The sequence below is a fragment of the Halomonas sp. 5021 genome, from assembly GCF_036663435.1.
GTDB lineage: Bacteria > Pseudomonadota > Gammaproteobacteria > Pseudomonadales > Halomonadaceae > Vreelandella > Vreelandella janggokensis.
Genome location: NZ_JAXOVU010000010.1, coordinates 1 through 22,286 on the forward strand (window position 1 = coordinate 1; position 22,286 = coordinate 22,286).

The following is a 22,286-nucleotide window of genomic DNA, read 5'->3' on the forward strand; positions in this document are numbered from 1 at the left end:
CAAGTACGTGGGCCTGGATGGCCGGGTGATCGGCATGACCACCTACGGCGAATCGGCCCCGGCGGGCGACCTGTTCATGCATTTCGGTTTTACCGTCGAAAACGTCGTCAAACAGGCCAATGAGCTACTCGGCTAGGCCTTGATCGCATTGCAACAGCGCCTCGCGCTGGCACAAGGCCAGAGGAGCCTATTCATTGCGGGATCAGTAAGGCTGTGGAATCTCGCCATCATCCTCACCATCGTCGCGCATGCGCGCCTGTCGCTCGGCTTCTTCCTCTTTGGCGTCGTCGATGACTTCCATCAGTTCATCCACGTCGGCGATATGGGTATCAAAGTCGAAATGACCGGTGAGCTTGCTGTCGGGGTGCAGCTCGCCGGATTCGTACAGCGCCCACATTTCTTTACCATAATGGGTATCGAGAAGCGCGGGGGCGTACTGGCCGAAATAGTTGCGCATGTTATCCACATCGCGATACAGCATCGCCGCGGCGCTATTATTACCGGCGGCATCCACGGCCTGGGGAAGGTCGATAATCACCGGACCATGGGCATCTACCAGCACGTTGAACTCCGACAGATCGCCGTGAATCAAACCGGCGCACAGCATGCGTACCACGTCCTGAATCACCTTCGCGTAGTAGGCCTCTGCCTGCTCCGGCGTCAAGGTGACTTCATCGAGGCGTGGGGCCACGTTGCCGTCGGCGTCGGTGATCATTTCCATTAGCAGGACGCCATCCACAAAGCCATGGGGCTCGGGCACCCGCACACCTGCACCGGCCAGCCGGTAAAGCGCATCGACTTCTGCATTGAGCCAGGCCTGCTCCTGCTCTTTCTGTCCGTAACGGGTTTTCTTGGACATCGCTCTGGCGCGGCGGGTATTACGCTCTTTACGTCCTTCCTGGTACTGGGCCGCCTGCTTGAAGCTACGCTGCTTGGCTTCTTTGAAGACCTTGGCACAGCGCTCTTCTTCGCCGCAGCGCACCACATAAACCTGGGCTTCCTTACCGCTCATCAATTGCATCAGTACTTCGTCGATCATGCCGTCATCGACCAAGGGCTGTAATCGTTTAGGAATTTTCATGGGTCGCTGCGTTGGCTCCTTTTTAGTTCACGCTCAAATAGACACTTAATGGCGAATGCGACGGACGCGAAAGGCTCGCCCTTTCAACTTATCACGCTCAAGCTTTGCCTGGGCCTGCTGAACCCGGTCCCGTACAACCGCCACGTAGGCGCTGCGAGCAAGCACTTTTATCTTGCCTACCTGGTCACCGCGCAAGCCGCCTTCACTGGTCAGTGCACCCAAAATATCGCCGGGACGCAACTTGTCTTTCTTGCCGCCAGCCAGTTGCAGGGTGGCCATGGGTGGCTCGAACGGCATAGCATTGGTCACCTTGGGCAGCGGCTCGGTGGTCAGGGTTTCACCCAACACGTCGGCCAGCTTTTCCAGCCGGTAGGTTTCCTTGGGGGTTACCAGGGTACAGGCAATGCCGCTCGCCCCAGCCCGCCCGGTGCGACCCACGCGGTGGACGTGGACATCCAGCTCACGGGCGATCTGGTAGTTGAACACCGCATCCAGTTGGGCAATATCCAATCCACGGGCTGCCACGTCGGTGGCTACCAAAATAGACGCGCTTTGATTGGCAAACAAGACAAGCAGTCGGTCGCGGTCTTTCTGCTCCAGATCACCGTGCAGCGCGACCGCACTAAAACCGGCATCTACCAGTTGGTCGGCCACCGCCTGAGTCTCGCGCTTGGTATTGCAGAACACCACGCTGGTGGTCGGCCGGTTAACCAACAGCAGCTGTTTGAGTGCGGCAAAGCGGGCGTCTTCACTTGCGACTTGATAGAAATGCTGGTCGATGGTGGTGGCGTCATGAACCTCGGCCACCTTGACCGTCACCGGGTCCTGCATCACGCCGCGTGTCATCGCCGCCAGTCCGCCGGATGTCTGCTCATCGGGGAAGGTGGCGCTAAACAGCAGCGTCTGGCGGTCTGCCGGGGTGTCGGCAATGATGGCGTCGATCGTTTCCTGAAAGCCCATATCCAGCATGCGGTCAGCTTCATCCAGCACCAGAGTCGTTAGCGAGCCAAGCGTCAGAGAGCCTTTACGCAAGTGCTCGTCAATGCGCCCCGGTGTGCCGACCACGATATGCGCACCGTGGTCCAACGACGAAAGCTGTGGCCCCAGCGGCGCGCCCCCGCAAAGTGTGAGGATTTTCACGTTGGGCATTGCTCGGGCCAGGCGGCGTAGTTCCTCAGCCACCTGATCAGCAAGCTCCCGGGTGGGGCACAGCACCAGCCCCTGAACGGCGAACGCCTCGACGCGCAGCTCGGCCAGCAATGCCAGTCCAAAGGCGGCGGTTTTACCCGAGCCGGTTTTGGCCTGGGCCATGACATCGCGGCCGGCCAGCATGGGCGGCAGGCTTTGTGCCTGAACCGGCGTCATGTGGTGATAGCCCAGCGAGTCGAGATTACTGGCGAGTGCGCTGGGCAGCGCCAGAGAAGCAAAAGAAGTGTCGGACACAGAAAAATTCCTGAAGGGGCGAAAATACCCCGCTAAGCATGAGCGGCCTTAATGCCTCGCACCATACCAGAAAGCGCCTCCTCGCGCCCTGTTGTCATGCCAGGATAGGGGCCAGTTGCGCTTGGCTGAGGGCTTGCAGATCCTTGGGCGCCAGCTCGATTTCAAGCCCGCGCCTTCCAGCGCTGACATAAATCGTGGCGAACGCGTCGGCAGAGCAGTCGATAAAGGTAGCCAGACGCTTTTTCTGCCCCAGCGGGCTGACACCCCCCAGCACATAACCCGTTGTGCGTTCCACTTCATCGGGTTGCGCCATGGCGGCTTTTTTGGCCCCGGCGGCTTTGGCGATCTGTTTCAGGTTCAGTTGCCCTGTGACGGGCACAACCCCCACCGCCAGCTGCTTGCTGTCCAATTTCACGACCAGCGTTTTAAATACCTGCTCAGCCGCAATGCCGAGCTTCTCCGCTGCTTCCATACCATAGGATTCGGCCGTCGGCTCGTGAGTGTATTCGTGAACTTGAAAGGCAATGCCTGCGCGTTTTGCGCTATTAATCGCGGGTGTCATGGAAACCTCATCGCCAACACAGTGTTCTTCGTTTAAGTCGTCGGATTGATACGCGGCAACGGGCGAGCCTGCGCTCCAAGCGCCGTCATCGACGATAGCATAATAGATGCCAGCCTCAGAGCGCTCGCTTCGCGTTGACATCGTTCGTTGAAAGAGATTTATTGGCAAAAAACACCAATGCCTTCCAAGCTATTAAAAAGCGCTAAATAAGGAGGTACCAGGACACGCCATCTTAACGACACAGGCAAGTGTCATTAGGACGTAAGACGCACCTGCCAGTGTCGACGTTGCCGTCAACCACGGAGTGAATGCCACGATGGTACGACTCGATAAGAAAGCAACCAGGCTTTACGTGTTGGACACCAATGTCCTGATTCATGACCCCGCCGCGCTCTACCACTTTGACGAGCACGATGTCGTTATTCCCATGACCGTCCTGGAGGAGTTGGACAAGCACAAAAACGGTATCCGCGAAATCGCCCGTACAGCGCGCCAGATCAGCCGTACGCTTTCAGACCTCACCAGCCAGGTCACCTTCGACGAAATTCAAAGCGGCATCCCGATTCCACGTATCACCGGGGAGTCCGGCAAGCTGCATTTTCTTTGCTACCGCGACCTCAAACCCTTTGACTCCCTGGACGACAGCCCCGATAACCGTATCCTCGCCGAAACCTGTCGGCTGCGCGAAGAACGCCCCGATGCCTCGGTGATCCTGATCACCAAAGATATCAACCTGCGCGTCAAGGCAGCAGCGTTGAAAGTGCCCGTCGAGGATTACCTGAATGATCGTGCGTTCGACGACAGCGACGCGATGATCGAAGGCGCCCAGGTATACACCTCTGCAGGCCCGCACGGCGCCTCGCTTTGGGAAGCGCTTAACGTGGAGGTGACCGTCGAACGCATCGACCATCACACCTTCTACCAACTAAGTGGCGACATGCCGCGTCACTGGCACGTGGGTATGCTGGTGTCGGATAGCGAAAACGGTGCTGAGTTCGAGGCGATCATCCGCGAGCTGGGGCCTACCTCGGCACGGCTGCAACTGCTCACCAACTACCGTCACCATGCGGGCGTTTGGGGAGTTCACGCCCACGACAGTCGGCAAAACTTCACCCTCAACCTGCTGATGGATCCGGAGATCGACCTGGTCACCATCGCCGGTAACGCGGGTACCGGCAAAACCTACATGACACTAGCCGCCGCCTTCCAGCAGACCCTGGATCAAAAGCAGTTCGAACGCATTGTGTTTACCCGCGCGCCGATTCCCATGGGCGAGGATATCGGCTTTCTACCCGGCACCGAGGAGGAGAAAATGTCGCCGTGGATGGGCGCCTTCCACGACAACATGGATAACCTGTTACGTAACGATGAAGGCGAGTCCACCTGGGACAACGGCGCCACACGGCAGCTGATCGGCTCTCGGGTACAAATACGCGCGCCCAGCTTCATGCGCGGGCGTACCCTCAACGACACCTTTCTGATCATCGACGAGGCGCAGAACTTCACGCCCAAGCAGCTAAAATCGCTGGTCACCCGGGCCGGGCGCAATACCAAAATCGTCTGCTTGGGCAATGTAGGACAGATCGACACCCCTTACCTGACCGCCAATACCTGCGGCATGGCCGCCGTGGTAGAGCGATTCCGCGACTGGCCCCATGCCGGGCATATCACGCTGAAAAGCGTCGAGCGTTCCCGCCTGGCCCTGGCCGCCGAAGAACTCCTGTAACGCTTTAAAACCAAGCCCGCCTCCTGCCCTAAGGCAGGAGGCGGAGCGCATCAGATTAGTCGTGGCGGTTATTATCCCCCGGCATTTTGGTGTCGTCCTTTTCGTGCCACGGATGCTGACGCCCCAGGGTGTCGGCGGCGTAGGCCTCGCGCTGTCCCAGCGGGCGTTCCTGACCAATGGTCGTGTCCTGGCGGGTCTGACGCTCCAGCTCGCAGTTGATTTCGGCACCCAGCAATACTACAAACGCCGAGAGTAAAAACCACAGCATCAGTACCACTACAGCCCCCAGGGAGCCGTATAGCTCGCTGAAGTTGGAAAAGTAGCGCACGTAAAGCGACAGTCCGCCCGACCCCAACAGCCAAAGCAGCGTTGCCACCATGGTGCCGACACTCAGCCACTCCCATTTTGCGGCACGCCGGTAGGGCGCAAAGCGATAAAGCAGCGCGATGACAGCACTCATCATCACCAGCAAGGCTGGCCAGCGCATGAAATCAATAATCCGGTCCAGAGGGGTAACAACCGCCAATGCATCGACCAGCATCGGCACCAGGCCTATGAATCCCAGCGTCAGAAGCGTCATGCCAATCATGCCGAGCGTCATGGTGGTAACCAGCAAAGCCAAACGCCAAACGCTGCGTTGCTCCTGTTCGCCATACACCACGTTCAGCCCCACGATCAGGCCACTGACCCCCTTGGAGGCGATATACATGGCAATCAACAGGCTCACCAGCGCCGCCATTTCATTACTCGACCCAACGCTATCCACCACCTCCTGAGCCTGGTTGTCGATCAGTTGTGCCGCCTCGGGGGGCATCAAACGGATGAGGTTGTAGAGTTGCTGGCTTGCTTCATTCGGATCGGAAAACAGCCCCCATAGAGAGATAACCGCCGCAATGGTCGGAAACAACGCAAGCAGCGCGTAGAAGGCAACACCCGCTGCCAGCAGCATGATGCGGTCACGACGTGCCGAGCGCAAAACACGCCAGACGATGTCGTGCCAGCCTGGCTTGGGAATTTCGTTGGGGAGTTCGGCTTGGCGGCCACGCGAGGGTCGAAACATGCGCCTACTCCTGAAATAACGCTTACCAGCACAGCGTCAATGTTTTAATTAGCTGCTCAGGCGCTGTAAAAGCCAGCGCCCAATATCGCTTACCTGCTGAGGGCAAAGCGAGTGGGCCATGGAGTACTGCCGGTAATTGACGGCATAGCCCAGACTCGTTAAGCGGTCAGCGCCGCTTTTGCCCAAGCTTTCCGGCACGATGGGGTCAAAGCTGCCATGCTGAACCTCAATGGGAATCTGTCGATTGGCTTCGGCCAGATCAATGCTGTCGGCGGTGGCGAAGTAGGTCGACATTGCCAAGAGCCCGCCAAGCGGCTCGGGAAACGAAAGCGCGGCATGATAAGCAACGGCGCCGCCCTGGGAAAATCCCGCCACAATAATCCGCTGGCTATCGATACCCTGATCAATCTGCTCATGAATCAGCGTTTGAATACGCTTGGCCGAAACCTTTAGCTGCGCTTCATCGACCCGGCGGCCCAGGTCCATCGCCAGGATATCGTACCAGGCAGGCATCACCATCCCGCCGTTGATGGTCACCGGCAAACGCGGGGCGTGAGGCATGATAAAACGTACATTGGCGCTGGCCGGCAAACCCAGCGCGGGAACTAAAGGTTCAAAATCATGCCCGTCGGCACCTAAACCATGCAATATGAACACACACGCATCGGCGGGTTTACCGCTTTTCGGCTCGATAATGAGTTCGCCAGGCGCTGTCATGATGATTCATCCCTTGCTTAAAAAAACCTCACCCTAGCGCAAAGCAACGTCTAGGGCGAGTAATGTGGCGATTTTTCATACACATACAAAAAACCCCGCATAAGCGGGGTTTTTCAGCACATCAGCTATCGGCTGATGGCACACATCACCGTTCTGAATTACAGAACTTTGATGTTGGAAGCCTGAAGGCCTTTTTTACCCTGGGTGACGTCGAAGGAAACCTTCTGACCGTCTTGCAGAGTTTTGAAGCCGTCAGCCTGAATTTCGGAGAAATGCGCGAACAGGTCGTCGCCGTTGTCGTCCGGAGAAATGAAGCCGAAGCCTTTAGTGTCGTTAAACCACTTAACGGTACCAGTTGCCATGATCGAAATCCTCGATAAAGCGTATTTAAAGCCGGGTAATACCCGAGTTGCAGTGGGTAGAACAAGAAACTTTCACCAGACTCAACGCTTGCGGCGCTTCGATACTGCTGACAACGTTCGACTTGCTAACCTACTGCTCAGAAGAATGCGCCTTGTTTCAGCACACGTCAATACTATCGCGTAAAAAAGTGTCAGTATGATGACCGCGCCGATAGTATCCACCCTGCGGCTTTTTCAGCGATCATCAGCGTCGGTGAATTGGTGTTGCCGCTGGTGATCGTCGGCATCACGCTGGCATCCGCCACCCGAAGGCCAGTGACACCCCGCACCCGCAGTCGGCTATCGACCACGGCCATGGGATCGTCGTCTCGCCCCATCCGCGCGGTGCCCACCGGATGAAAAATCGTCGTGCCAATATCACCTGCCAGGCGCGCCAGCTCGTCGTCGCTCTGGTACTCAAGGCCCGGTTTTACTTCCTCAGGCTGATACTTCGCAAAGGCCGGCTGCTCGGCAATTCTACGCGTGACCCGCAAGGAATCAGCCGCCACCTGGCGATCCTCCGGCGTACTCAGGTAATTCGGCGCTATCGCCGGTGCCTGGCGCGGGTCGCGGCTTTTAATCCTGACCGTCCCGCGGCTGCTGGGATTCAGGTTACACACGCTCGCCGTAATCGCGGCATAGGGGTGCAGCGGCTGACCAAACGCTTCCAGGCTTAACGGCTGAACGTGATACTGGATATTGGCGTCGTCATACCCCTCGGAGCTGCGCGTAAATATGCACAGCTGTGACGGCGCCATGCTCATGGGACCAGTACGTTTAAGGGCATATTCCAGGCCAATTTTCGCCTTGCCTACCAGTGAGCTGGCTAAGGTGTTGAGTGTTTTACCGCCCTGCACCTTATACACCGAGCGGATTTGCAGGTGATCCTGCAGGTTTTCGCCCACACCGGGCAAGGCGCTCACTGCCTCGATATCGTGCTCGGCCAGCAGGTCAGCGGGACCAATGCCGGAAAGCTGCAACAACTGAGGCGAACCAATCGACCCGGCAGACAGGATCACTTCCCGGTTGGCGCCCACACGCAGCGTTTCACCGTTGCGCACCACCTCGGCACCCACACAGCGGGGTGTTGTGCCATCGTTAGCAAATAGGAGTTGGTTGACATGGGTTGAGTGCCAGACGGTCAGGTTATGACGCTGTCGCACCGGCTTCAAAAACGCTTTTGATGTATTCCAACGCCAACCGGCGCGCTGATTGACCTCAAAGTAGTCCACCCCTTCGTTGTCGCCGCGATTAAAGTCGCGTGTCCGGGGAATACCTGACTGTGCCGCTGCTTCAGCAAAATCATCCAGCACTTGCCAGCTTAACCGCTGCTTTTCCACCCGCCATTCACCGCCGTGGCCATGGAAGTCGCGGTGCTCGGGATCAGCATCGCCACCTTCGTCCAGACGATGATGGTGTTCGTGCTTGATAAAATCAGGCAGGCAGTTTTCCCAGCGCCAGGCATCGTCGCCGGTCACCTCGGCCCAGTGGTTATAATCCCGCGCCTGGCCTCGGATATACAGCATGCCGTTGATGCTCGAACAGCCGCCCAGGGTCTTGCCCCGCGGGTAAATCAACGAGCGACCGTTGAGCCCTTTATCCGGCTCGGTGCGGAACATCCAGTCAGTGCGCGGGTTATTGATGCAGTAAAGGTAACCCACCGGAATATGAATCCAGTGATAGTTATCGCGCCCGCCCGCCTCGATCAGTAGCACCCGATGATCGGGGTTGGCGCTCAATCGATTGGCCAGCAGACATCCGGCGGTGCCGGCGCCGACCACGATGTAGTCAAACTGATGAGAGGTATCGGACATGAGCTATCTCCAGCAAAGAGAGCGCGTTACTTAGCCGTGGGCATGACAAAGTCCGCCCCGCCATTGATCGAGTCGGACCAGCGCTGCATGATCGACTTCTGCTTGGTGTAGAAACGCACGCCTTCCTCGCCGTAGGCATGGGTATCGCCGAACAACGAGCGCTTCCAGCCGCCAAAGCCGTGCCAGGCCATGGGCACCGGAATCGGCACGTTGATACCCACCATGCCCACTTGAATGCGACGACCAAACTCCCGTGCCACGCTGCCGCTTTCAGTGAAACAGCTGACGCCGTTGCCAAACTCATGGTCGTTGATCAATTGAATCGCCGTGGCCGCATCGGGAACCCGCACGCAGACCAGTACCGGGCCAAAAATCTCTTCTTTGTAGATCGTCATGTCCGGGGTGACGTGGTCAAACAGCGTACCGCCCATCCAGAAACCATCTGCGCAGCCGTCGCCGGTCTGTGAAGCGTCAAACTCGCGCCCGTCAACCAGCAGTTCGGCCCCCTCGGCCACGCCTTTGTCGATGTAACCGGTAATGCGCTGGTGCGCTTCGCGGGTCACAATCGGGCCCATTTCAGCGTCCAGTTGCATACCGTTTTTCACTTTGAGGGACTTGGCGCGCTCCGCAAGCGCTGGCACGATCTTATCGGCCACATCACCCACCAACACGGCCACACTGATTGCCATGCAGCGCTCGCCCGCTGAGCCATAGGCGGCGCCGACCAGAGCATCAACGGCCTTATCCAGATGTGCATCGGGCATCACCACCATATGGTTTTTCGCCCCGCCGAGCGCCTGGACGCGTTTCCCGTGGCGGGCACCGCGCTCGTAAATGAGGTTGGCGATGGGCGTGGAGCCGACAAACGACAGTGCCTTGACGTCAGGGTGATCCAGCAGCCGCTCAACCGCGTCTTTACCGCCCTGCAGCACGTTGAACACACCATTGGGCAAACCGGCTTGCTTGAGCAGGTCGGCAATCATCAATGAGGCGCTGGGGTCCAGCGGGCTCGGCTTGAGGATAAACGTATTACCCGTCGCAATGGCCACAGGAAACATCCACATGGGCACCATGACGGGGAAGTTGAACGGCGTAATCCCCGCCACTACACCTAGCGGCTGGCGTACCGTCCAGTTATCGATACCGGTGCTCACCTGTTCGGTATAGTCGCCCTTCATCAACTGGGGAATACCGCAGGCGAACTCGACGATATCGATACCCCGCGCCACTTCACCCTGGGCATCGGTAAACACCTTGCCGTGCTCTTTGGTGATCGCCTCGGCCAACGCGTCTTTATTGGCGTTGAGCAACTCCAGAAACCTGAACATCACCCGCGCGCGGCGAATGGCCGGCGTATCGGCCCAGGCAGGAAACGCAGCCTGGGCGGCGTCCACGGCGGCATTCACATCGTGCTCACCGGCTAACGACACGCGCCCGCTAACCTGGCCCGTCGCGGGATTAAACACGTCCTGGGCATCGCCAGTGCCCTGGCTTACCTGGCCATTAATAAAATGCTGGATAGCGGTGGTCGTTGTGGTGGTCATGGAAGCAACCTTTATAAGTATCGTGATAGTTAAAATAGCGGTAACACCAGATTAACCGCCTAACGGGGGCAATCAATTGAGTAATTTTTAACCACGATATAAGCTTGATTAATAACAATGCGCATCAAGAAGGTCGCCCATGCAGGAATACGCCACACTACGGGCGTTCGTGGCGGTTGCCCGCGCTGGCAGCGTGTCACGCGCCGCCGAGCAACTGCACCTCACCCAGCCCGCCGTAAGCCTAAAGTTGAAGCAGCTTCAGGCCAGCCTGGGGCTCGCTCTCTTCAACCGACGTCCTCAAGGCCTGAGCCTGACCGCCGACGGCCTTGCTCTCCTGCCGGCCGCCGAAAAGGCATTGGCCAGCGCCAGCGCTTTTGAACAAACCGCCAGCGCCCTGCACAGCACGCTGCGCGGCAAACTGACCATCGGCACCATCGTCGACCCCGAGTTTATTCGTCTGGGAGCTTTTTTAAGCCGCCTGATGCTCAGGGCGCCACAGCTGGAAACCGAGCTGCACCACGGCATGAGTGGCCGCGTACTGACGCGCATTGAAAAGGGTGAGCTGGACGTGGGCTTTTACCTGGCGCCCCCGGGTGAAGGTACCGGCCACTCGGCGCTGGCCTGGCGAGAGCTGACCCAGTTTGACTATCACGTGATTGCCCCTGCCGGCTGGGAGGCGCGGCTGGCAGACACCCGCTGGACGTCTCTGGCCCGTCTACCGTGGATCGTCACGCCCCCCGACTCCGTCCACCACCGGCTCCTTCACCATCGCCTGGCCGACGGCGGCATCACGCCAAACCGTGTCGCCCAGGTCGACCAGGAAGCCTGCATGCTCGATCTAGTGCGCGCCGGCGTGGGCCTTAGCCTGGCACGGGATGCCCTGGCCATGGCGGAACGTCAGGAGAGCGGCCTGGCCGTGGCGGAGCATGTTCGCCTGCCCTGTTCACTGGGCCTGATTTGGCGACACGATCGTTCCGTCGAGCCACCCATCGCCGCCGCGCTAAAAACCCTGGACGACGTATGGCCCCCACGCCAAGGCCGGGTTTAACGAGGGGATAGCGTTCGCTTATAAGGAAAGTGAACTACCCGGCGACTTAACAACTCAGAACTGACGACAGCATGGTTCACCTACCGGGAGTCAACCTCATGATGCAACACCTACCGTTTCGCCCGTTAGCTCTGGGTATCGCTACGGCCGCCATTGGCATCACCAGTACATCGCTGCAGGCTGAAACGCCCGCGGAAGCGGTATTTGCCGGGGGTTGCTTTTGGTGTATGGAGCCGCCTTACGACCGTCAGCCTGGCGTGACGGCCACGATATCGGGATATACCGGCGGCGAGCTGGAAAACCCCACTTACGATGACGTCAGCAGTGGCAACACCGACCACATCGAAGTGGTCAAGGTCGAATACGACGCGGACCAGATCAGCTACGAGCAGTTGCTGGAAATTTACTGGCGCAACATCGACCCCTTCGCGGTCGGCCGCCAGTTCTGCGATGTCGGCGACCAGTACCGTTCGGCGATCTTTTATCAGAATGACGAACAGCGCGAACTGGCCGAAGCTTCCAAGGAAGAGATGGAAGAACGCTTCGAAGAGAGCGTAACCACGGAGATACTGCCGGGGGACGCTTTTTGGGCGGCCGAGGAATACCACCAGAACTACTACGAGAAGAACCCGGTCCGCTACAAGTTCTACCGCTTCAGCTGCAGACGCGACGACCGCCTGGAAGAAGTCTGGGGCGACGAGGCCGGCGGGCCCACCTTTGACTGACCGAGACGTTTATCTCCCCATAGTGAGAGGCTATTAGGCAACACCCTCTATCTTCTACTATATTAACAAGACATTCATAATAGACCAGTCGGTCAACGACTAGCGACGCGCCAGGACGCGGTTCTAAGAGCAGCGTTGATTCCACCATGTTGATCTATAGATAGGAGATCTTATGAGCAACAGCATCACCACCGTCAATCCCACCACTGGCGAAACACTCCAGACCTATGCGCTGATGGATGAAAGCCAGGCGATGCAGATCGTGGAGGCCAGCCATCAGGCATTTCTCGACTGGCGGCTCAAGCCTCTCGAACACCGTGCCAAGGTGGTCAAGGCCATTGGCGAGGCGCTCAAGGCGCACAAAGAAGAACTTGCCGACTTCATGGTCAAGGAAATGGGCAAGCTGCCCTCGCAGGCCTATCAGGAAGTCGACCTGTGTGTGGGCATCTGCGATTACACTGCCGAGCGCGGCCCGGAATCCCTTGCCGATGAAACGCGCAACCCGAGCAACGGTGAACGCGGCATCGTGACCTATTCGCCGATGGGCGTCATCTACGGCATTCAGCCGTGGAACTTCCCCGCTTATCAAGTCGTGCGTTATTCCATCGCCAACATCATGGCGGGTAACGCCGTGCTGCTGAAGCATGCCGAATGCGTCACCGGTAGCGGCCTGCTGCTGGAAAAAATCTACCGCGAGGCGGGCCTGCCGGAAAACGTTTTCCGTACGCTGGTGATTTCCCACGACGTCTCCGACCAGGTCATCGCCCATAAGGCGGTGCGCGGCGTCACGCTGACCGGCAGCGACGGTGCAGGCCGCAAGGTCGCCGCCAAGGCCGCCGAGCACCTGAAAAAGACCGTGCTCGAACTGGGCTCCAACGACGCCTATCTGGTACTCGACGACGCTGATCTGGACGTCGCCGTGGACACCTGCGTGATGGGTCGTGTCTACAACACCGGGCAAACCTGCGTGGCCGCCAAACGCTTTGTGGTGACCGAGGCCAACTACGAGGCCTTCAAGGAGCGTTTCGTCGAGCGGATGAACGCCCTGCAGGTGGGCGACCCCACGCAAGACGGCACCGATGTCGGCCCCATGGCGCGCGTCGATTTACGCGACGACCTCCATGAGCAGGTGGAAGAAAGCGTACGCCAGGGCGCGACGATTCTATGCGGCGGCCAGAAGCCCGACGGCCAAGGCGCCTTCTATCCGGTCACCGTGCTGGATAACGTCACCCCCGGCCAGCCCGCCTACGATGACGAGCTGTTTGGCCCGGTGGCGGCCTTGATTCGCGCCAAGGATGACGACGATGCCATGCGCATTGCCAATGACAGCCGTTATGGCCTCGGCGGTGGGATCATTTCCAAGGATGTGAAGCGTGCCACCAAGCTTGCCAGCCAGTACTTCGATACCGGCATGGTATTTATCAACGGCTTTGGCGTGGCCACCCCGGAAATGCCGTTTGGCGGCGTAAAAGACTCCGGTTACGGCCGAGAGCATGGCGGCTTCGGTATGCACGAATTCGTCAACGCCAAGTCGGTCATCGTCGTCAAGGAATAGGCTTCGATAAGTACAACTTGATGCAATGACGAAAAGCGCCGCAGGTTTAGCCTGCGGCGCTTTTTAGTTAAGGCGCATTGTCAGGTACTTTTTAGCGTTCGGCGTTGCCAGAACTTCAACAGTAGCGCCAGCACGACCCAGGTCACAAGGGCTGCAATCACGTCGTCCAGCACAATACCCAAGCCGCCATGAACATATTCGGCCAGGTGAATCGGCGGCGGCTTCAAGCCATCGAAAAAACGGTAGACCGCAAACGCCAGCAGCATGACCAGCGGCTGGCGCGCGGCCGTTAACCCGATGACGGCCAATGGAAAGGCGACATATTCATCGGCAACGATACTGCCGTGATCCAGACCCGCGTAATGCCAGGCAGCGACGTGACATACCGGCACTGCCACTACCAATAGCACCGCGATCACCGCTACCTGATAGCCAACGGGCCGGCCCAGCAACCACCACGCCAACGGTATGCCAATCAGCGAACCGAAGGTACCCGGGGCCACCGGCGCCAACCCCAGACCAAAACCGGTGGCGACCCAGAAATTGAGCGTATCAAGCATCAGCCGGCCTGTTGGGCTTGTTGTTCAAGCTCGCGGGCCATGTCAGGCGATAACTCAAGGGCGCTTGCCAACTGATCGAGCCAGGCGCGCTCCATGGGGTTTTGCTCGTCGGTCACGGCCACGCTGATCAGGTACATTTCCCGCGCTGCCTGGGGTGAATCCGCTTCACGGGCCAGTGCCTGGGCGTCCAGCGGTGCCTTTAGCTGCCGCTCGACCCAGTTATGCATTTCCTGATCGGCGCCCAGTTCATCAATCTGCTCGGTGATCAGCGCCTGCTCCTGCTCGTCGATATGACCATCAGCCCGGGCGGCCATGATCATCGCTTGCAGCAACTCCAGGCTGCGGCGCTCCTGATACTCGCCGTCCAGCACCTCGACGCGCTCCCCTTCGGCGCTGCCCTGCGACTCGCCGGACGCGTTTTTGCCAGCCTGTGAGCTTTGCCAGGCCTTCCAGGCCAATACCCCGACACCCGCAATGGCACCGTACTTGAGGGCCTTGCCGCCCAGCTTACGGCCGCGCTTGGAGCCGACCAGCATGCCCATGGCGCCCCCACCCAGCAGGCTTTTCATATCGAACCCGCTCGATGAACCGCCGCTTGACTTGCCGCCCTGGTCACTCCCGCCGAGCTGTTTAGAGAGGCCACTCAGCATGCCTTTGACATCGACGCCACCACTGCTGCCGCCCTTCTGGCTACCGCCTGCCTGTTGCATCAGTTGCTGTAAAATCTTGCTTGCGTTCATCCTTGTACTCCTAAGTAGAGAGTCTTTTCAGGACTCGCTGACGACCAACCCACGTTATAGAACATGCTGCATGAACGCAGCATGAACCATGCCTGCAAAACCTAATGCCCCCTGGCATTAACGCAGTGCACCCTTTATGCCCACCGAGCTTCCTTGACGACTCGACCGCACGTCAACACGGACCGGGATTTGCTCCTTGAGTTCGCTGACGTGGGAAATAATCCCGATCATGCGACCGCCCATTTGCAGCTCACTAAGCATGGCAATCGCCTGGTCCAGCGCATCCTGGTCGAGGCTGCCAAAGCCTTCATCGATAAATAGCGTATCCAGCTGAATGCCGCCAGCGTAGGCCTGCACCACATCGGAAAGCCCCAGTGCCAGAGAGAGCGCGGCCATAAAGGATTCACCGCCCGATAACGTCGCCACCGGACGGTTCTTGCCGGTGTAGGTATCGGCCACGTCAAGCTCCAGCCCCGAGGCGCGATTGCCTTTGGATGGGTCTTCCCGGCGCACCAACTGATAGCGACCGCGGCTCATGTGCACCAGGCGTTCGGAGGCTTGAATCAGCACGTCGTCCAGCAGGACGCCGAGCACAAACCGCTGCAGGCTGATGCGGTGCCCCGTGCGGCCGTTGGCGACCTCGCTCAATGTACCCCATACCCGATACTGGGCTTCAAGGGATGCCTGGGCGGCATGGGCGGCGTCAAGCTTTTCTCGCGTGGCATCCAAGTGCTCAATCCGAGTGGCCAGCTGCTGATAGTTTTTTTCAAAGACCTGCTCCTGGGCCTTTGCCTCAGCGACCTGTTCTGCCAGGGCGATTAGATCCGGCAATGCCTGCCCCTCAAGGCGAGTGTGAATTGCCTCCAACTGCCCTTCCAGCTTGGCCTGTTCGCGCTGAAAGTGGGCCACCGCCTCATTGAGCCGTCGCTCCTCGTCATCGGTTAACCGCGCCTGGTTGAACGCTTCTTCGTCGTCGAAGACACTCTCAGCCAGGGCGTTTTGCCACGCCTGCTGCGCCTCATCAAGGGCACTACTGGCGCGGGCTTGGCGCTTTTTAGCGTCGTCCAGCGTTGTCTCGGCGCGAGCCAGCGCTGTCTGGGCCTGCTGGGCTTTTTCCTGAGCGGTTTGCCAGGCGGTTTCGGCGGCTTGCATATCGGCCTTGAGCTTGGCCTGCGCGGCTTCCAGCGCCTCCAGCGAGGACTGCTCACCCAGTTCGTCGCGTAGTCGCTGACAATGCGAGGCCTTGTCGGCGAGTTGCTGGCTTAGCTGCGCATGGTGCTGCTCGGCTTTCGAGAGCGCCTGACGGGCTTTATCGAACGCTGTACGGGCCTGTTTGACCTCGGCCTGGGTCACCGGCGCCTGTTCGGCGCTCGCCGGGGCCGGGTGGTCGAGACTGCCACAGACCGGGCAAGGCATTCGGGTTTCCAGGCGCGCCGCCAGAAGCGCCGCCTGCCCTTGATGCCAGCGCATTTCCTGCGCGGTGGCATGCTGCTCTGCGGCTTCAACGCCTGGCCGCAGTCGCGTGACCTCGGCCGCCGCGCTTTCAACCTCCTGGGCAAGCTGCTCACGCTGGCTCTCAAGCGCAGCCAGTTCCTGGCATTGCTCAACGGCACGGTGCAAGCGAAACGCCTGCTCGCGCATCGCAGGTAGCTGCTCAAACGGCGGCTTGGCATCCGCCAGCGCTCGCTGGGCATCGGCCTGCGCGACTTGTTGGTCGGCCACAGTGCGTTCTGCCTGGGCGAGCTCATCACGGGTCGACAGGGCCGTTTGCTGGGCGGCTTGCAGGCGCTGGTAAACCGTTGCCAACGCCTGTGTCTGGGCATGAGCGGCCAGCCTTGCCTGGGCGTCGTCGATGTCGTCTTTCTGATCTAGCAGCTCTTTCCTGGCCGCCTTGAGCCTGGCCTGTTGATCAAACTGGGCCTGTAACTCCCTGCCCTGGCGCTCGGCGTTTTCAGCGGCCTCACGGCGCGCCCTGACCTCGGCAAGGTCGTGCTGGGCGGCCTGGCGCCGGGGCTCCAGAGAACGGCGTTCCTCGTCGAGCGCGGCATCGTTTTCCACATCGCTGGCCTGCAGGATACCCTGCACCCGCTGGCGGTGGTTATTGACGTCGCGCTCGATCTGGTTGGCCTGGGTCCGCAGATGCTCTTCGATGCGTTGAAAAATCTGTGTTTGAAACAGCTGAGAAAAGATTTTTTCGCGGTCTTTCGAGTCCGCCAGCAACATCTCGCGAAACTTGCCCTGGGGCAACACCATCACCTGGCGGAACTGGCTGGCGTCGAGCCCTATCAGGCCCTGGACCTGAGTCGTGGCGTCGTTGACGCTTTTGGCGACCAGGCAGTCGCCCTGCTCGCCTTCAGCCGTCAGTTGCCAAAGCTGGGCTTCCGCGTTTTGCGTGGTGGTTCCTTCGCCACGCGCCTTGGGGCGCTCCTGCTGGGGTACGCGGCGTATCCGGTAGGCGTTGCCGCGTAGGCGAAAGTCCAGCGTCACTTCGGTAAGCGCATCCGCCGCGGCCTGGTCGCAGCGCATCTGGCTGGCGTCACGTTCGGCACCGGTAGTCTGGCCATAAAGCGCAAAGCACAGGGCGTCCAGAATCGAGCTTTTGCCCGCACCAGTGGGGCCGTTGATCAGAAACAGCGGGCTTTGCCCCAGCGCGGTAAAATCGAGGGTTTCACGACCGGCGAAGGGGCCAAAGGCCTGCATGGTCAAGCTTAGCGGCGTCATCGGTTCTCCTCGTCACGGTTGAGCTGGCTGATCAGCTCGTTCATGGCCTCGGCCTGCTCGTCGGTCATCGCCTCGCCGCTGGTCTGGGCGAAGAAATCACTGAACATGTCCAGCGCGCTGAAACGCAGCCGCTCGCGATCCAGCTGTTGGCGGCCGCGGGATTCCAGCATGCCCGGCTTTTCCAGGTGCATGACGTTGGGATAGACTTCCCGCAGCTTGCCCATTGGGTCGAGGATGGCGTGGCGGTCGGTCAGGCGAACCAGTAGGTAGTCGTCTGCATGAGGGTCGCCAAGCCCCTGGGCAATAAGCGAATCCAGCTCGCCTTCCAGGACGCGCACGTCCAGGCGCGGCGTCAAAGGGCGGTGCTCGATGTGGCGGACACCCTGTTCGTCGATATCCACCAGGGTAACGCCCTTGCGCTGGCTTGCTTCGGAAAAGCTGTACTTGAGCAGGGAGCCACTGTAGCGGATGTGCTCTCCGCCACGGTATTGGGGGCCGTGCAAATGCCCCAACGCCACGTAGTCGAACGATTGCATGGGCTCCCAGGCGACGCTCTCGGCACCGCCGAGCGTCAACGGACGCTCGGAGTCGGATGCGCTGCCACCATCCACAAAGCAGTGGCTCATCAGTACCGTCGGGCGCGTTGGGTGGCGCTGGGCGTTGATACGCTCGACCAGGTAGCGATGGGCGCCGTCGAAGTCGCGCACGTCTACCTCTAACTGGCTGCGCACGTACTCCGGATCGGCGTAGGGGATGCCGAAGACATCCACCTCCACCCCGTTGGCGGACAGCCTTACCGGCCGCCCGATGTCCGTCAGATCAGACAGGATATGCAGCCTGGCCTGGCGTAAATGGCGCGCGCCAAAGCCCAGCCGCTGGGCGCTATCATGGTTGCCGGAAATCATCACCACCGGCAGGTTGCGTTCGCTGCACAGCGCCGTCAGCACGTCATCCAGCAATGCCACTGCTGAAGCAGGCGGCACCGAGCGGTCGTAGATATCCCCGGCGATCAACACCGCCTCGACGCCTTCGCGGTCGATGATATCGACCAGTTGATCGAGGACGTAACGCTGGTCATCCAGCAGCGAAAGGTTGTGAAACAGCCGACCCAGGTGCCAGTCGGCGGTGTGCAGTAGGCGCATGGCAAACTCAGCAACAAGAAGAATGACGGCATCATACTAGCAAAACGCCCCGCTGTTGGCGGGGCGTTAAAGGACAAGCTCAACCGTCAGTGAATCAGCGGCGGAAAGCGTCGGGGTAGCTGGTCAAATCAACGCCCCACATCATCGGCAGCAGGATATAGACCGCCGCGACGATCAACACCAGCGCCAGGATATTGAGCCCGAAGCCGTTGCGCACCATCTCGGCGATCTTGATTTTGCCCGTGGCGAAAATGATCGCGTTGGGCGGCGTACCCACCGGCAGCATGAAGGCGCAGTTGGCGGCCATGGCCGCGGGCACCATCAGCACGAAGGGATGCACGTTTAGCGCCAGCGCCAACGACGCCAGCACCGGCAAAATCATCGTCGCCGTGGCGGTATTCGAGGTGATCTCGGTCAGGAACAGTACCATGGCGCTGGCCATCAGAATCACCAGCAGGAAGTTGACGCCTTCCAGCACGCTCATCTGCTCGCCGATCCACTCGGCCAGTCCCGAGGCGCTGAAGCCCGCCGCAATCGCCAGACCGCCACCGAACAGCAGCAGAATGCCCCAGGGCACATCCTTGGCCACCTCCCAGTCCAGCAAGCAGCCGCCGCGACGTTTGGAGGGAATCAAAAACAGCGCAATGGCCGCCACCATGGCAATCATGGTGTCGTTGATGCCGGGAATATTGAGCAACTGTCCTTCCCATAAAAACGAGCGCGTGATCCACATAAAGGCGGCGAACAGGAACACGGCCAGCACGGCTTTTTCTTCAAAGCGCGTGGCGCCCAGGGCCTGCTTCTCCTTGTCGATCACCGCCTTGCCCCCAGGCAAATCGGCAAACCTGACGCGATAAACTACCTTGGTCAGCAACAGCCAGGCCGCAAAGAGCAGAATCACCACCACGGGAAAGGCGAAGAACATCCATTCGGCAAAGGAAATCTGAACCCCAAACAGCTCCGACACGGTGGCTGCCAGGATGATATTGGGCGGCGTGCCAATCAAGGTGCCCAGGCCACCAATGGTGCCGCCGTAGCCGATACCAAATATCAGTGCCTTGCTGAATTTATCGATATCGTCGCTGTGGTCGCCATCTGTTTTGCTCAGCTCCTGGGTAACCTGGTACACAATCGCCGTGCCAATCGGCAGCATCATCATCACCGAGGCGGTGTTGGACACCCACATCGACAAAAAGCCGGTGGCCGCCATGAAGCCAAGCACGATGCGATTGATACTGGTTCCCAGCAGGCCAATGATCACCAGCGCAATACGCTTGTGCAGCCCCCATTTCTCCATGGCCAGGGCGATCATGAAGCCGCCCAGGAACAGGAAGATAATCGGGTTGCCGTAGGCCGCTGTCACCCGACTGCTTTCCAGCGCCCCGGTGATCGGCAGCAAGACAATGGGCAGCAGCGACGTGGCCGGAATCGGGATCGCCTCGGTAATCCACCACACCGCGACCCATAGCGTCGTGGCCAGCACCATCCGGCCTTCAAAACTCAGGTCGGCAGGATGAAAGAACAACACCACAAAGGCGAACAGCAGCGGGCCAAGCAGCAGCCCTACTTTTTGCGGCTTTGTATACGCCGGTGGACGCGGCTCGGGGCCCGCGCCATTATTGCCAGACGCACTACCGCTTCCCGAACCGCCCGTGGTAGGTAGCGCGCACAGTAACAGGGTTTTTGCCTGCTGGTGGGAAGCCCAAAGCTGGTTCCACACCGTCATCATTCCATTGCTTAGCATACGACGTACTTCGCTCACCGAAAGTGTGTAAGGTTATGAAGAATACACACGACCCACCCATAGCGACCGGAACCGTCAGGGCACGCGCCTTCTTCGGCCCCCGTTTTCCATGCCCCTGCGCCTGGCGTCCAGTGATTTATTCATCATTGATACTAAAGTATAACGACTTTAGTTTAATTCATAAGCATGGCCTCATAGATCGGGTCGCCGCTCGGCCGGTATGTTAGCTTGCTGGTTTCATCGTCATTCACCCCAAGGAGCGCCGTATGCTAGACCGCTGGACCATGCCCCTGACCCATCGCCCACTTGAACGGCTCGCCCATCGGCTTACCGGGCGTGCCACGCCCGACCAGGTGACCTTTATCGCTTTCCTGATCGGCATCACTGCTCTGCCCTTGTTGGCATGGGAGCATTACGCGCTTGCCTTGGTGGCAGTATTGTTGAATCGCCTGGGAGATGGGCTGGATGGCGCCTTGGCTCGGGTGAGCGGCCAGACGAGCGAGGCAGGGGGGTTTCTGGATATCGGTCTGGATTTCGTTTTTTATTCAGCCGTCGTGTTGGGCTTTGCGTTGGCCAACCCGGCAGAGAATGCCCTGGCTGCCGCTTTCCTGCTGTTTACCTTTATCGGCACCGGCACGTCGTTTCTAGCGTTTGCGATTGCCGCCAAACAGCGCGGCGTCGAGCGGCCCGACTTTCCGACAAAAGCGTTTTACTACCTGGAAGGGCTCACCGAGGGCACCGAAACCTTTGTTGCGTTGGTGGTGTTTTGCCTGTTTCCTCAGCATTTCCCGCTACTCGCCAGTATTTTCGCGGTGGCCTGCCTGATCACCACCACCACACGGCTATGGGGCGGTTACCTCACCCTTAGGCGTGATGTTTAGACACAAAAAAACCCCCTCTCGGGGGCCTTCATGCATCTCACCGACTTCCTGTCGTTTGTATCCCTCCTGGATACCTTTCCATGGCATGTGCTGTATGACGTCCTGTCATTTGATTTCCTATCGGGCTTGCTGGCTTATCCGTAAGCCTGCCTTCCTGGCGAGCCAGACGATTCCTTGTCCTACACACCGGTAACCTTAGATGCTAACCGCCAACATTGCAAAGATTTGCATAAATTTTTTTACTGGGACGCGAACCATGGGTGACACTACCAGGCTCATAACTCCAGCCCCCTTCATTGAAATATAAACCCATGTTATTTAAATAAATGCGGTAGAAAATTGAAGGCAATTGCTGTTCGGGAAGGTGAATCTGCAATAACCTTTCGTTTGCATATCCCAGGTTATCGCACGATGAGAAGCATTATAATAGGCTCCACCTCGTACAATACAGGTACAACATAATAAACATCGGCAGAGCCCGATATTGACGACCCCGCATTCACAAGGAGACGTGCTATGCAACGCGAACAGCGTATTGAGATTTCACAGGCCGGACTGCAACTCGCCATTCAGGAAATCAAGGACGACATGTTTGACACCCCCGCCTGCGATTACACCGTGGCCAAGCTGCTTAGCCACTGCGGCCGCTTTAACGAAGCCGAACAGTTAATCGACACCATGCTGTTGCGCTGGGGCTCATCCCCGGACGTGGTTGCGCTGGTTGAAAAGGGCTACGCAAATATCGATGCCATGAGCGTGCCCATTGCGACGCCCTCAAAAAGCGCCGCCTTAGCCTAGCGGGCTATCTTCCCTCGCCCACTG

The 22,286-nt window shown here is 59.1% G+C and carries 20 protein-coding genes; 7 read left to right on the forward strand and 13 right to left on the reverse strand.

Going from position 1 to position 22,286, the window contains the following annotated elements; all coding sequences use genetic code 11:
- Positions 1-136: transketolase-like TK C-terminal-containing protein (locus tag R3F64_RS19430; RefSeq protein WP_442908837.1), on the forward strand; the 136-nt coding region annotated here is incomplete at its 5' end.
- Positions 137-202: 66 nt separating this feature from the next.
- Here the strand turns inward: R3F64_RS19430 and R3F64_RS14620 are convergent.
- The 3 genes from R3F64_RS14620 to ybaK form a co-directional block, all read right to left on the reverse strand.
- On the reverse strand, positions 203-1,081 hold the full coding sequence (locus R3F64_RS14620) for a PA4780 family RIO1-like protein kinase (protein WP_199284796.1): 879 nt from the start codon (positions 1,079-1,081) through the stop codon (positions 203-205).
- 45 nt (positions 1,082-1,126) lie between these two features.
- Positions 1,127-2,524, reverse strand: coding sequence for an ATP-dependent RNA helicase DbpA (gene dbpA, locus R3F64_RS14625; protein ID WP_199284795.1), 1,398 nt, complete (start codon positions 2,522-2,524; stop codon positions 1,127-1,129).
- A 94-nt stretch (positions 2,525-2,618) separates the two neighbouring features.
- Entirely contained in the window at positions 2,619-3,086 is a 468-nt protein-coding gene (gene ybaK, locus R3F64_RS14630; RefSeq protein ID WP_332612246.1) for a Cys-tRNA(Pro) deacylase, read from the reverse strand.
- 316 nt (positions 3,087-3,402) lie between these two features.
- Here ybaK and R3F64_RS14635 point away from each other — a divergent pair, with 316 nt between their 5' ends.
- Positions 3,403-4,812 carry a PhoH family protein gene (locus R3F64_RS14635; RefSeq protein ID WP_085920219.1) on the forward strand — a complete coding sequence of 470 codons (1,410 nt, stop codon included), beginning with the start codon at positions 3,403-3,405 and terminating at the stop codon, positions 4,810-4,812.
- A 55-nt stretch (positions 4,813-4,867) separates the two neighbouring features.
- Here R3F64_RS14635 and R3F64_RS14640 read toward each other — a convergent pair whose 3' ends face one another.
- The 5 genes from R3F64_RS14640 to R3F64_RS14660 form a co-directional block, all read right to left on the reverse strand.
- Positions 4,868-5,872 (reverse strand): YihY/virulence factor BrkB family protein, encoded by a 1,005-nt coding sequence (locus tag R3F64_RS14640; RefSeq protein ID WP_085920218.1) that lies wholly within the window; start codon positions 5,870-5,872, stop codon positions 4,868-4,870.
- 48 nt (positions 5,873-5,920) lie between these two features.
- A complete protein-coding gene (locus R3F64_RS14645; RefSeq protein WP_085920217.1) occupies positions 5,921-6,589 on the reverse strand; it encodes an alpha/beta hydrolase in 669 nt (222 codons plus the stop codon).
- A 158-nt stretch (positions 6,590-6,747) separates the two neighbouring features.
- Entirely contained in the window at positions 6,748-6,951 is a 204-nt protein-coding gene (locus tag R3F64_RS14650; RefSeq protein ID WP_009101184.1) for a cold-shock protein, read from the reverse strand.
- Positions 6,952-7,142: 191 nt separating this feature from the next.
- On the reverse strand, positions 7,143-8,804 hold the full coding sequence (locus tag R3F64_RS14655) for a GMC family oxidoreductase (protein ID WP_332612249.1): 1,662 nt from the start codon (positions 8,802-8,804) through the stop codon (positions 7,143-7,145).
- Between the two features lie 26 nt (positions 8,805-8,830).
- The gene (locus R3F64_RS14660) at positions 8,831-10,348 is read right to left on the reverse strand and encodes a CoA-acylating methylmalonate-semialdehyde dehydrogenase (protein ID WP_199284792.1); all 1,518 of its coding nucleotides are present in this window, start codon (positions 10,346-10,348) and stop codon (positions 8,831-8,833) included.
- 139 nt (positions 10,349-10,487) lie between these two features.
- On the opposite strand from R3F64_RS14660, the gene R3F64_RS14665 reads away from it, so the two are divergent.
- The 3 genes from R3F64_RS14665 (at position 10,488) to R3F64_RS14675 (ending at position 13,676) form a co-directional block, all read left to right on the forward strand.
- Positions 10,488-11,396, forward strand: a complete 909-nt coding sequence (locus R3F64_RS14665; protein ID WP_199284791.1) for a LysR family transcriptional regulator — start codon at positions 10,488-10,490, stop codon at positions 11,394-11,396.
- Positions 11,397-11,494: 98 nt separating this feature from the next.
- The gene (gene msrA, locus R3F64_RS14670; RefSeq protein ID WP_442908836.1) at positions 11,495-12,121 is read left to right on the forward strand and encodes a peptide-methionine (S)-S-oxide reductase MsrA; all 627 of its coding nucleotides are present in this window, start codon (positions 11,495-11,497) and stop codon (positions 12,119-12,121) included.
- A gap of 172 nt (positions 12,122-12,293) precedes the next feature.
- A complete protein-coding gene (locus R3F64_RS14675) occupies positions 12,294-13,676 on the forward strand; it encodes an NAD-dependent succinate-semialdehyde dehydrogenase (protein WP_332612252.1) in 1,383 nt (460 codons plus the stop codon).
- A gap of 80 nt (positions 13,677-13,756) precedes the next feature.
- Here R3F64_RS14675 and R3F64_RS14680 read toward each other — a convergent pair whose 3' ends face one another.
- The 5 genes from R3F64_RS14680 to R3F64_RS14700 form a co-directional block, all read right to left on the reverse strand.
- Entirely contained in the window at positions 13,757-14,236 is a 480-nt protein-coding gene (locus R3F64_RS14680; protein WP_085920212.1) for a phosphatidylglycerophosphatase A family protein, read from the reverse strand.
- Positions 14,236-14,976: a tellurite resistance TerB family protein gene (locus R3F64_RS14685; RefSeq protein ID WP_085920211.1), complete on the reverse strand. Its 741-nt coding sequence runs from the start codon at positions 14,974-14,976 to the stop codon at positions 14,236-14,238. Before R3F64_RS14685 ends, R3F64_RS14680 begins: the two co-directional genes overlap by 1 nt.
- Before the next feature lie 117 nt (positions 14,977-15,093).
- On the reverse strand, positions 15,094-17,697 hold the full coding sequence (locus R3F64_RS14690) for an SMC family ATPase (RefSeq protein ID WP_332612255.1): 2,604 nt from the start codon (positions 17,695-17,697) through the stop codon (positions 15,094-15,096).
- Positions 17,694-18,839 carry an exonuclease SbcCD subunit D gene (locus R3F64_RS14695; protein WP_332612257.1) on the reverse strand — a complete coding sequence of 382 codons (1,146 nt, stop codon included), beginning with the start codon at positions 18,837-18,839 and terminating at the stop codon, positions 17,694-17,696. The genes R3F64_RS14690 and R3F64_RS14695 overlap by 4 nt, the downstream gene beginning before the upstream one ends.
- Before the next feature lie 94 nt (positions 18,840-18,933).
- The gene (locus R3F64_RS14700) at positions 18,934-20,565 is read right to left on the reverse strand and encodes an SLC13 family permease (RefSeq protein WP_085920208.1); all 1,632 of its coding nucleotides are present in this window, start codon (positions 20,563-20,565) and stop codon (positions 18,934-18,936) included.
- A gap of 284 nt (positions 20,566-20,849) precedes the next feature.
- On the opposite strand from R3F64_RS14700, the gene R3F64_RS14705 reads away from it, so the two are divergent.
- On the forward strand, positions 20,850-21,464 hold the full coding sequence (locus R3F64_RS14705) for a CDP-alcohol phosphatidyltransferase family protein (protein WP_085920207.1): 615 nt from the start codon (positions 20,850-20,852) through the stop codon (positions 21,462-21,464).
- A gap of 516 nt (positions 21,465-21,980) precedes the next feature.
- On the forward strand, positions 21,981-22,262 hold the full coding sequence (locus tag R3F64_RS14710) for a hypothetical protein (protein ID WP_085920206.1): 282 nt from the start codon (positions 21,981-21,983) through the stop codon (positions 22,260-22,262).
- Positions 22,263-22,286 lie beyond the last annotated feature (24 nt).